General features: G+C 58.4%; 9 protein-coding genes. All 9 read right to left on the bottom strand.

The window, feature by feature from the left end:
* Positions 1–131: 131 nt before the first annotated feature.
* Positions 132–1,910: an exo-alpha-sialidase gene (locus tag K1Y02_21265; GenBank protein ID MBX7258907.1), complete on the bottom strand. Its 1,779-nt coding sequence runs from the start codon at positions 1,908–1,910 to the stop codon at positions 132–134.
* A 41-nt stretch (positions 1,911–1,951) separates the two neighbouring features.
* The gene (locus K1Y02_21260; protein MBX7258906.1) at positions 1,952–3,100 is read right to left on the bottom strand and encodes a hypothetical protein; all 1,149 of its coding nucleotides are present in this window, start codon (positions 3,098–3,100) and stop codon (positions 1,952–1,954) included.
* An 89-nt stretch (positions 3,101–3,189) separates the two neighbouring features.
* Entirely contained in the window at positions 3,190–3,720 is a 531-nt protein-coding gene (locus K1Y02_21255) for a hypothetical protein (GenBank protein ID MBX7258905.1), read from the bottom strand.
* 137 nt (positions 3,721–3,857) lie between these two features.
* Complete coding sequence (locus K1Y02_21250) at positions 3,858–5,453, bottom strand: NAD(P)/FAD-dependent oxidoreductase (GenBank protein MBX7258904.1); 1,596 nt, start codon at positions 5,451–5,453, stop codon at positions 3,858–3,860.
* A 31-nt stretch (positions 5,454–5,484) separates the two neighbouring features.
* Complete coding sequence (locus K1Y02_21245) at positions 5,485–6,405, bottom strand: nucleoside hydrolase (GenBank protein ID MBX7258903.1); 921 nt, start codon at positions 6,403–6,405, stop codon at positions 5,485–5,487.
* 21 nt (positions 6,406–6,426) lie between these two features.
* Positions 6,427–7,086: an HD domain-containing protein gene (locus K1Y02_21240; protein MBX7258902.1), complete on the bottom strand. Its 660-nt coding sequence runs from the start codon at positions 7,084–7,086 to the stop codon at positions 6,427–6,429.
* Between the two features lie 58 nt (positions 7,087–7,144).
* Positions 7,145–9,274, bottom strand: a complete 2,130-nt coding sequence (locus tag K1Y02_21235) for a glycoside hydrolase family 127 protein (GenBank protein ID MBX7258901.1) — start codon at positions 9,272–9,274, stop codon at positions 7,145–7,147.
* Between the two features lie 110 nt (positions 9,275–9,384).
* Positions 9,385–10,461 (bottom strand): SMP-30/gluconolactonase/LRE family protein, encoded by a 1,077-nt coding sequence (locus K1Y02_21230; GenBank protein MBX7258900.1) that lies wholly within the window; start codon positions 10,459–10,461, stop codon positions 9,385–9,387.
* Between the two features lie 166 nt (positions 10,462–10,627).
* The coding region (locus K1Y02_21225) for a hypothetical protein (GenBank protein MBX7258899.1) at positions 10,628–11,917 on the bottom strand (1,290 nt) is incomplete at its 5' end.

The following is an 11,917-nucleotide window of genomic DNA, read 5'->3' as shown; positions in this document are numbered from 1 at the left end:
CCAACGTGAGCCCTGTAAGGGCGCAAGCAACTTGCAGAGTCCGTTCCTTAGGAGGCCGCCTCCGGCGGACGAAGGATCTGGCTTGGAATCGGACGTGCTCGATCTATCCGTCGCGTCACGGGCGACTGTCGTTACGGTTTGGCCATGGGCAGCATCGCTGGAATCACGGAAATCAGTTGGTCGGCGATGAGGCGGTGGCCCCAGTCGTTGGGGTGCATGCCGTCGAGAAGCAGGGGTTGTTCGGGGTGTTCCGCGCGGCGCTCTTTGAAAAGGGTGTAGATGTCGATGAGCGGAACGTTTTCGGCTTGGGCGACTTTTCGAATGACGGGAACGTATTGTTCCAAGGTAACGTTGAATCCCTCGGGGTCATCGGGAAAATAGGGCGGTTTGCCGTACAACCCGCGCAGTTGGGCGGTCCAGGCCAGCGGATTGGGCGTCATCAGAATGGGTTTCGCGCCGCGTGCTTTGAGAGTCTGCACGAAATAAACAAGGTTCGCTTCGAATTCTTCGAGGGAAATGCGCGGCGCTGATGCGCCATCCCATACATCGATGGCGCTGTCGTTGATGCCGAACGAAATGGTCACAACAGCGGGGTTCTTGGCGAGTACGTCCGACTCAAAACGCGCGCGCGCCTGAACAGTCGTGTCGCCAGGGATTCCTGCGTTCACGACATTCGCTCGAACAGCCGCTTTCGGTAGTTCTGCAGCAAGGAGTTTTCCGAAGGTGTTCAGTGGCCCTCGTGGCGCGGTTGTGGAGTCGCCAAACAGGACCACGGCCGGGACGTTAGAAGCGCTGGACTCAACGTCTTGCAGCAGCCAAGCCGAACTGAAACGCGCGAGAACGACGTTCCGACCGCCGGGCACGTCGCGTTGCCACACGGCGAGCAACGCTCCGTCGGCGGCTTGCACGCAGGACGGATAGGAGTTTTGCATGTCGCCTTCGTACGGCGCTGCGATGTCTTTGGGCGTCGTCCACGTTTTGCAGCCGTCGAACGAGGCCGCCGCACACAAAGGGTGCCTCGTCAGGGCATTGTCCCAGACCACGAAGACGCCGCGCCGTCCATGTTCGGCGACAAAGGACGATAACGCCGCGGGCGCGTTGGAGCCGGTCAGAGGACTGGGGCGGACATCGCTCCAGGTGAGTCCTTCGTCGGTGCTGCGTGCTTCAAACAAGTGGTCGGCGCCGGTACGCATGAGCATGTAGATGGACCCGTCTTCCAGCTCGACAATGGCGGGCTCGTCTGTGCCATGGACCGCGCCTTCGGCGACTTTGACGTACTCGGCGGTGGTATCGCCGCCGTTGGTCCACGTCAGTCCGTCGTCGGTGGACCGCATCACGCCCGCGCGCAGGTCCATCTGCCCCTCGGACGAATGGCTCGTGCCCGATTCGCAGAGGATGTCCCACGAGTATCCCTGAAGCAATGTGCCCGATTTCAGCCGTAGTCCGCGATGGCATTTGCCGCAGGTGTACTTGTGGTTCATCGGGATAACGTACGGCTCGGACCACGTCTTGCCGTCGTCTTCGCTGCGCACGGCCCACGTGGATGACTCGCGAATTCCTTCCGCGAAGGTCGCGGTTGTGCAGGTCACCAAAACACGCGAGCCGGATACGACAACACTTGGGTCGGCGTCGAGGAGTTTCGGGTGATCGATCAGGAGTTGAGGTTGCGACCACGTGCAACCTGCGTCCGAAGAGAACGAGCCGAGAATGGCCATGTCTTCACTGCCATCGGATGGAAACCGCGTCCATACGACGAGAATGCGGTCGTCGGAGAGCCGCGCCATGGACGGCAGTCCGTGTTTGTAGTTCTCGTCGTGCGACGCCACCGTTGATTGGCTGAAGAACGCGTAGCTCGTGTCCGGTTCCGCGAGCGCACACAAAACGGCTATCGTTGCGAATGCGATTCCCACCGTGCGATTCCCCCTTCCGCGCTGTCTCTCGTTGATTCTGGTTAAGGCTTGTCCGCAATCCGGAGCGACGACGGCATGGCGGGAACGCCAATCCGCTGGCCGGTATCGCGCAAGGTTTCACCCACGACTTCAAAGAACCACAGTTCGCGCTTCGGATGGCATTGAACCACGAGATACTTACCGTCGGGCGAGAAGGCGACGCCCTCGGGAATGGGCCCGGTGGGGATTTCCTGGACTTTCACGAAAGTGTTCTCGCGGCGCGCGAGCAGTACCACGATGCCTTGCTCCGTATGCAGGGGTTTGTCGGCGGGGAGGTTTGAACCGGCCATGATCACGACCGCCACCAACTTGCCGTCGGGACTGATTTCGAGGGACTCCGGACCCGGCGGGATTAACACATAGTCGACGGTTCGCGGCGGATTGAGCGATAGATCGACAACCGTCACGGCGTCCACGTCGGGCACTCCTTGTCCCGAACCGCCGGTCAAGGCAAACCGGCCGTCGGGGCTGATGACGACGCGATAGGGTTTGCCGCACACGGAAAACTTTCGTTCGTCGAGTGTGAGAGCGTCGCCTTCGATGTGCAGCATCGCCATGTATCCGGCTTCGCAAACGCTTGCTAAGGCCGTCTTTCCGTCGGGCGTGATGGCCACGTCGGAAATGTTGTCCTCGGGCTTGCACACTTCCAGCGTCTGCTTAATCGAGACCGTTGTGCCGTCGATCGCGAGGAGCGAGACCGTGCCCGCCGCGCGATTCGCGACAATCGCCCGCTTGCCGTCGCGGGTAATCGACATGCCGGAAGGTTGCTTGTCCGTGGCAAGTTCCTGAACGACGCTTGGTGGATCCGTTCTCAGGTCGAGCACGTGAATCACGGAATCCGGCACCCACTTGGCCGGGTCTTTCGGGTCCAGGACGACGGAGCTCGCAACCAGGGCCAGCGACTCGTCAGGGGTGATCGCGATGTTGGAGGGAGGACCAATCACGGTATTCTTGATGTTGTCGATATGGCGGACAGTGGGCGGAAACGTATCGAAGTCGAGGATAGTCAGGCTGTCCGGTGGAGCGCCGGCGATGCCGCGCGGAGTGCCGGAAGTCAGGTCAATCTTGGCTTCGTTACCCGAGATCATGAGTTGAGCAAACGCAGATACCGCAACGAGACTTGTGGCAAGAACGGAGCAGACCCCTCTCATTTGACCTCCAATGTGAGCGTAATCCTGTCAGTTGTATCGGCAGCCGGAATCGGAAGCAGCGCAAATATGAACTGGACCCGAAGTCCCAGCTATGACAATCGAATATACGAGGATGGCGTCAAGGGGTCGCGCAGACGGGCCATGAGCACGAGAAGCGCCTCGATATCGCCCTCTCCCCCCAGGCATCGGTAAAACTGGAGACAGCCCCGGCAGATGTGAAGGTCTTCAAGAACGAGGGCGTACTCGTTTTTGGTGGGCTGTTCGGCGAATAGGCATCGGGACGGTTGGGCGTGACGTAAGTCGTCTTGCGAAGCGAGCAGGGGGTTCAGAATAAGGGCTCGCCATTGAATAATTCCGAGAATCGCCCCGAGAAGGAGGAACACGTCGGGTTCGAGATTGGCGTAACTGCAGAGGCCTTCCGCTTGGTCGGCGTACACGGTTACGCATTCGTGCGTAACGGTGAACCACTGCGGGCCGGGCTCGTGACTAATCGCGAGCTTGACGACTCGCTTCCCGCTCCCCTCCCCCTCTTCCATGACTACGCCGAGGGCTTGGCAACTCTTGATCAATTGAGCGAGTTCGTTTGAGCCTTTGGACTTGCCAAACCATGACAACGCCATAACGTATCCCCAGACACTGCGCTACAACTAGTTTACCAGATGACGCACCCAAATTTCCCACAAATGGGAATCAGGTTCATGGATGTTCTGCGGGGGTGTCACCGGCTCCGGCCAGAGTGCGACAAGAGTAGCCGCGGTCAACTATTGGAAGGTCCCTTCCCAGCGGCTTTTGCTGCCTCCATGATCCGCATCCAAGCGAGTGCCCCTCCAGTCAGCCGTGCCGCCGTTACGACGCCTCCCATGAGCGCGCCGACGATACCGGGCGTGGTCACGTCGGCGCCGGTCAGGAATAGATTCCGCACGGGGGTATCGGTCCCGAGCCATGAGGCGCGGAATCGGTCGGGGACGGCCGTCAACCCGTAAATGGTCCCGCGCACGTGTCCCGTGAAGTGTTCTACGCTCAAGGGGGTGGAAAGTTCGGTGTAGTCGACGAGATTCCGGAAGCCGGGGTAATGCCGTTCCACAAAGTCGAGCATTGAGTCGCCAATCCGTGCTTTCAGATCCAGGTAGGCCGCATCCCGTTTGTGCCAAGGCTGTTCACGCCACGACTGGAACGGTTCGTAATCGACCGGCGCGATGATCTCGGCGGTATGGGTCTTCGCATGGGGATTCTTGAGCGACGGAAAGGACAGGTAGCAGAAGGCTGGACGTCCATTAAGCAGCTCATTACGAGCGGCATAGACCGCATCGTGGTCGTAGTCGTTGAAGATCCAATGGTTCTCGCCTCGGAATCCCAGAGCGCTTGGGTTCTCTTTGAATCCGATGTAGAGCGTCACACAGCCGACGCCACTCGCCAGCCTGTCCAGCTCGGCGCGAAACAGCGCGGAAACCGATTCGGGCAACAGGTCACGGTATGTCACGGCTGCGCCTGCGTTGGAGACTACGATGGGTGCGCGGAACTCGCGCTCCGACACCTCTTTCCCGTGCTTTACCCGGACCTTGACGCCTACGGCTTTGTTCCCTTCAAGCAGGATTTCAGTGACGGGATGGTTCACGAGGCACGCGCCACCGCGTGTCTCGATAATGGGCTGGATCGCCTGCGCGATGGTCTCCGCGCCGCCAACGGGATAGTAGCCGCCGCGCCAGTAATGCGACACGATTAAGGCGTGAATCACAAACGCGCTTTGAGACGGAGGCAGGCCGTAGTCGCCCCACTGAGAAAGCAGGACCGCGCGGAGGCGCGGATCGCGGAAGCGATGCTCCATGTATTCACGCGTAGTGCCGAGCGCAAGACTATCCGAAGCTTTCTTGAATAGCCGGACGGGTAACGCGACAACCGATGGCGCCGATTTCGCCATGAGATGCATGGAGAACCAGCGGCTGGCGGCCTTCACGTCATTGAAATACTGTTCGATTGCGGCCCGCTCGTCCGGAAATCTGTCGACAAGACGTTGCCGGCATTCGCGGCTATCGTCGGGCACGTCGAATGTAAAATCGGGATAGACGAACTTCTCGAACGGTGATGGCATTCGCGCCCAGTCCACCCCGCCCGCGGTGACGAAATCAAATAGGGAGCGAGACATGGAACCGGGATGCATGTCGCCAACATAGTGCAGGCCGACGTCCCACGAGCGGCCGCCGGGCCGGTCGAATGCGTGCGTGAATCCGCCTAGACGATAGTGCCGCTCCAGAATGAGGACGCGCTTCTTGCGCATTTGGGCGAGTATGCTGCCCAATGCAAGACCGCCCATTCCGGATCCGATCACAATTACATCGAAGTCTTGCGTATTCATGTTCGGGTCCCCAACTTCTTGCGGGTACTACTTACTCGGTCAGACGTTTGACCAAGAGCTTCTCGAATGCGTCGCGATTCTTCCATTTCAAGGCGCAGCGGACAGGCCGCCCCTTTTCGTCAGGTACCGTGCTTCCTTTGTCGTCGATGACAAGATTCACGGTTTGGATTTCGCATAGCGATTCATCGATGGACAAGTACGCGGCTTCGGTATCGAAGAGAATGCTGCTGCTATTCTCGGCGTGGTGATGGCGATTCACCCACAAGTCGTAATTGGCAATCGTTGTGGCCGCGCGCGGGTTGGCGGACTTCTTCACGGCTTCGTAGCGTTCGCCGATCAGGCGCAGGGCGCCGCAGGTGTCCAGCGGTGCGATGGTGATTTCCCAGGGAGCGGCAAAAACGGCGCGCGCGGCGGCGACATCGCGGAACACGTTGAATTCAGGCTGGGGTTCGGGATTGCCGTCGTATCCGATGTAGACGCTTCCGGCCATGGACACGACACGGGCTTTCTGCGCAATGGACGGATCGCGTTCCAATGCGGCCTTGATGTTCGTCTGAGGTCCAATGACGCACAGAGTCACTTTGTCCTTTGAGGCGTTGATCATCTCGATCATCTTGCCGACGCCGTCTTCGTGGACGGTGCCTTTGTACCGATCGAGCGTGTTGTCGCCGAGCCATTTCGCTTGGTTAATGGGATCGGAGCCGGTCTTCACGCCTGTCCCGATCGGGACATCCGTACGGCCCATAGACTCCAGGATCTTTGCTACGAGCCGAGTTTTGGTTGGGGTATCCGTGGAGGCGGTGACGATGAGTTTGAGATCGATCTCGGGGCTACCCAGCAGCATCGCGAGCGCCCATGTATCGTCGATGTCATCACCGATATCGGTGTCGAGAATGACAGGCGTTTGCGCGGCGGATGCCACGACCAATAGCGAAGCAAGAATCAGATGCATGAGTCAGTCTCCTTGTACTGCCTATGACGTTTCCGAGGAACGATCTTCCTTGGACCACAAGTCTTCACGTTCCGCCCGTTCATACAATTGTCTGTAAAAGGCCGCCAGGACGGGATCGGTTTCCCACGCCACTCGATTCACTTTTCGCGACATGGCTTCGGTGACGCTGTTTTGTCGCCAACCTTTACCTTGGCTAAACACGTTCTGCGAGAAGCCGTGGGCGATATCGAATGCCCGCGCGATGCGGGCTTCGGGTGTCACTTGCGCTTCGAATTCGTCCCAAAATCCGCGTATGCGCTCCGCAACATCCGAGGGCAGCAATGCGAAGAGCCGCTGTGCGGCAAGCGATTCGCGCTCGTGCTGGTCCGCCATTTCGCGGTCGTCGTACACATACGAATCGCCTGCATAGACCTCGACGAGATCGTGGACCAACAGCATGCACAAGATGCGGTGCAAGTCTGTTTGGGATTCGAGTTCGTTGTGCAGCAGCAGGGCGTACATGCAGACATGCCATGAGTGCTCGGCGGCGTTCTCGCGCCGGCTGCCGTCCGCGAGCCATCCGCGCCGCTCGACGGACTTAAGCCGATCGATCGTCTCGAGAAAGCCGGTGATGCGAGAAATGCGATCTTCGTTTGCGCCGCTCATTGGAAATCCGATGGAGCTATCCCCGTGTGAATACATAGACGATTGTACTCCACGCCCGAGATGCTCGTCATTATTCGCTGGACCGACGATGGAGTCACTCCGCAATTTCGAATCCGGCAAGATTCACGTAGTTGGCCTTTGATTCAGGCGCCTTGTCTGGGAGCAAGGTTAGGATCAGCGTGTGCTTGCCCGGACCAAATCCGTCGAAATTCCACTTGTGCGGCTGCCCGCGGTGCGGTCCATACTGATCGATGACGCCGATGACCTTGCCGTCTATCTTCACTTCCATCCTACCTGCGTCGTCGTAGAGCGCGCCCAGGATGGTGAGGTTCTTTCCGGTGAATTCGTATTGGGCCGTTGAACCGACCGTGTTGGTCGCGCGCCACGTCATGAAATCGATCCAACCGGAGCTGTAGGCCGCCGCCTGGTATGGAATACGGATGAGCGCGAAGTCTGGATCGAGGTACATGAAGTACTGTTCGCCTTGTTTCATCTGGTAGAAGGGGCGCACAAGCACTTCGGGATCTGACTTCAGGTGAAAGTTGAGGGGCTCGCCGTCGGCTGGAACAAGTGTGGACGCTAGATTTGCGAAGTCGAACTTCTTCGATGGATTGCCTTTCAGGTCCCTCGCCACCATGGTTACCGGTCCATAGGTGATGGCTGCGGGGAATGCTTTGTCTATCAACAGAGGGGCAGTGCGGAATTCCATTGGCAGGTTAAGGACTAGGCGGTCGCCGTCGTTCCACGTGCGGCTGAACGCGGCCCAGCCGTGTTCGTCCACCAGAATTGGGAGAGCGGCATCTCCTAGAGTTGCCTTCATCGGCGCGGCCAACCAACCGGGAACGCGCACCTTGATCCCGAACTCCACCGGCTTGTCCGCGTGAACGGTCAAAACAGTTGAGCTTTCTTCAGGAAAGCGGGTGGACTGAACGAGCTTCACATTCGCGCCGTCATATGCCCAGTTCACCTCGGACGGTACAAAGAGGTTGACGTATAAGTTTTGGCCGTCTTTGTAGTAGATGATGTCGTGGAAATCGGCGACGGCTTGGGGACGTGTGCCGGAGCAGCAGGCCCACGGCGCCATGTTGTGTTTCGCGGAACCTCCGAGATGGTATTCCGAGTAGTAGAACACGCCGCCGTTCGGATCCATGGGGATGCTTGCGCCGATGCCGTTTATGGCGAGCAGCTCGGTCCAGTCGCCGTAGCGCGCATCGCCGGTGAATCGCTGCAGGTACTTGTCCATCTTGAAGCAGGCCCACGAGCCGCACTGCGTTTCGAAGTGGTTGTTCGTGTCGCGCAGCATGTCGAGCAGGCGTTCGCGCGGCAGGAGGCATTCGTTTGGACCGAAGCCGCCGGTGACCCAAAGCTGCGTATCCCACAGAAAGTCGTACGCGTTCTTGAGCGTATTGAGATAGGCGGCATCGCCGGTGGCGGCATACGCCGCGCCAAGTCCGCTGAATGTATTGACGTGGCTGTAGGCGTGATACCAGCCGCCCTTCAAATCGTGTTTGAAGATGTCCTGCTTGTTCTTGAGCAGATCCCAGTATTCGGTGTACTCCCAGACTTTTGCGAAGTCACGGTATTTGACGTCGCTGGTTGCGAGGTAGGCGCGATAGAGATTCTCGCTGAGCGTGTACCATTCGCCGCCGCCGGGTCCCGTGGGTCGCGCAAAAAGCCGCTGACGATCCAGATTTGTGATGGCCCAATCGGTGATCTTGCTGAGGTGCGCGAGGGCCTCCTGCGTTCCGCAGTACACGTAAAGATCCACAAGTCCGCAGACCATCTTGTCGTAGTAATAGGGCGGAAGGCCGGGTTCCTTTTCGATGAAGAAGAAGCCGTCCGGTGCGATGCATTCCGCCCAGCTGCGCATGAGCGACTCTGCTTTGTCCTTGCACGCGACGTCGCCGGTCGCGGCGTACATACGCGCGAGACCCGAGAGGATTTGGCCGAAGGTGTTGTGGCTGATGTAGCAACCGCCGAGATCCATCCCGGGCGCGGGCAGGCCCGCGCGGAGCCGGTAACCTCGCAGCAAGTCATCGTTGGGGAGGCGCAGATAGAAGTCGCGGACCTCGTCGAATTGGCGTTTGAAGTTGCCGTCGTGAAGAGTCACTCCTTTGTAGTCGAAGTTGTGGAGGACGCTTTTCCCCATTTCTGTTTGGGCGCTCTGACTCAATGATGCCGACAAGATTGCGAATAGGGCTGCACAGCCGAATGTGGATGTCACGGTATTTCCCCCCTCTGATTGGTCTCCCGCACGATTCTACTCGTTTTGAGGGCAAGCCCCAAGCGGGCGGACCCGTGATCGTTGTTGCGCAATTGGAAGTCTGTCGGTTGCTACTGTGCCTTAAGGACCAGCTTGCCCACGGCGTCCTCGACGATGCTTCCGAAATACAGCGCGCCGTCGTATTCGTTCACGCTGGTGATTGGGGCATAGACGCCGGAGGGGGATTGCAGTGTTTGGACGACGTTGCCGCTGGCGTCGAGTTTGATGACCATGCCGTAGCGTTTGATGGCGGGTATGAAAGCCTTGGGCAGGCGCCAGAGCATCTTGCGAAGAATCGGATACGGCAACATCCCGTCGGCGAGTGGGTCGCGCTGATTGGCGATAGCCACCCAAAAACCGCCGTCGGGCGAGGTCGAGAGATTGTCGGGGAAGCCGGGTAGATTGTCGACGAATACATCCCACGTGCCCTTCTTTTCGCCGGTCAGCCAATAGCGCAGCACGCGGTATTTCCACGTTTCGTTGATGAGGACAAACGACTGATCCTTGCTGATGGCGACGCCGTTGGCGAAGCACAAATCGCCGATGAGCTTCGTTGTCTTGCCGGTCTTGGGATCGTACGAGAGGAAACGGCCATTGCCCCGATGTTCCATCAGATCGGCCATGTAGTTCGGTGCGTGGAACTTCCACGAGGCGTCCGTGAAGTAGATGGTTCCGTCTTGTGCCACGTCGACATCATCGGTGAAACCGAAGGGAATGCTGCCTTCTTCCGTCGAGAGGACTCGGACTGCGCCGTGAGGGTTGATGGAAAGGAGTCCCTTGTGCGCGTCGGCGACGATGAGGTTGTCGTCGATGTCCCACGCCATTCCCAGGGGACGGCCGCCGGTGTTTGCGAATGTTTCTGGGTTGGAACCGTCCGGATTCGCGCACACGATACGACCGTCTTCGTAGCCGATATACAACTGGCCGTGGATACTCTTGGCGATGTCTTCGGGCCCGGCGCCGTAGCCAGGAAGGAGCCGTTCAATGTCATCGAGGGCGTTGTTTGCTGCAAATGCGCCGTCCAACGCCGGAGGGACGGGGGGCGTCCACGGGACAGGATCGATTTCGACAGGCCAGAAGAGGAGATACGCCACGCTTAGTAGAAAGATGGTCAAGAGTACTGAGGCAATTCGAGTCGCTTTCTTCATGCGTGAGATTCCTGCTTGGCGGAAGCCTGCCTTCACGAGATTCTGCGAGGCAAGATTCAAACTCGGCAGTTGCGAGTGAGTATCTTGCCCAGAACCTTGAGATGAGGATACAAGCTTTGGTGTAGTCCGCGCCACGTTCAATGAACGAGGCTCCTGCTAAGCAAGACTACATTTCGAGTTCACGAAGAATCCCTTCAATCCTATTCCGCTCGCCATGATCTCTCGTTCGTGTCGCGAGGTCTTTCAACACACGCGACACAAGATCCGGAGAAAGTTCCCGGAAGATCTCTACACCGTCTTCAGGCCTTGCATTAGACTTCGTATTCCCCTGTGTGGCCTGTAATATCGCCGCCCAGACAGCAGCCTCTGGGTCGCCTGCGGACAAGATTGCGTTTTTGCGTTGCTCCCGAGTGGGTAGCTTCCATGCTTCAACGATCGTATTTGGCATCGGCTTTCCCTCCAGAGTACGGATAGCCTTGCAGTATTCGACGTAGTCGTAGACTGTCTGGGGATCTCGACGTAGCGTTTCCAGAACTGGGATGGCTTCCCTCCAACCAAATTGGATGCAAATCCCCACCACTCGTTCTATTGACCTGAAACCTTCCGTTTGAGTCAGAAGATAGTCAAGATAGAGTTCTTTCGCTCCTTGCCGGGGAATGCCGCAGACAACACGCTTTCTAACCTCAGCCTTGTCGAACTTCGTGTGGGCGTCAAGAAGCACGTGTGTCGCTTGCTCGCCGGGGATCATTGCCAATACGCCTATGGCGTCATATCTACAGTCGTGACGATCTTCGTTAATCTCCCGCGCAAGCAGAGGAACCGCCAGATCGCCGCCGCGTGAGAATAGGCTCAAAACGTTGGACCTAGCCTTGTCACTTCTCGCCTGCAGGAACTTGTCGGTTAGAAGCGCGATTCCGTCCCGACCATACTTCAGGTCCATGCGTTGCGCCATGGCGCCCAGTTCGTACTTCGGCCCCCGGAAGAACCAGTGATATCCGTTGCCCTCTCCGGCGTAGACAGCCTCGACCTCCTTCTCCACTCTGAACCTTTCCCAATGGATACCGTTCTCCAATTCCGCGGTCACATTTGTTGTCAGGGGAAACAGAACAAGGTCCGTATGCGTCACCGTGGGGATGGGTTTGTCCGTCCTTGGGAAGGAGTTTGTGACCGTGCGCAGCAGTATTCGGTAGCCCATTTGTCCATTAGCGCGAACTTGCGGAGACCCGTCGCACTGAACGATATCTTTCCCAAGAAGTGTAGCCAGCCCATAGACCGGCGAGGACTTGTCGATCGGTCGCACTTCGTATGCCTCGTGAGCGGCGGGTTCCAGAGCTGCCCAGTAGAAGGCCAGCGGGTCACCGAGGTAGGGAAACTTGGCCCGCAGGGCCACAACGACAAGTGCGGCAAACGTTCCGAACAGCAGCGCCCAGCGAAACCGGCTATCGATTCCCAACGC

Source organism: Candidatus Hydrogenedentota bacterium (genome assembly GCA_019695095.1).
In the GTDB taxonomy this organism is placed as follows: Bacteria; Hydrogenedentota; Hydrogenedentia; order Hydrogenedentales; family SLHB01; genus JAIBAQ01.
Note: the sequence above shows the minus strand (reverse complement) of the source record. Positions and strands in the feature narration are given on the sequence as shown.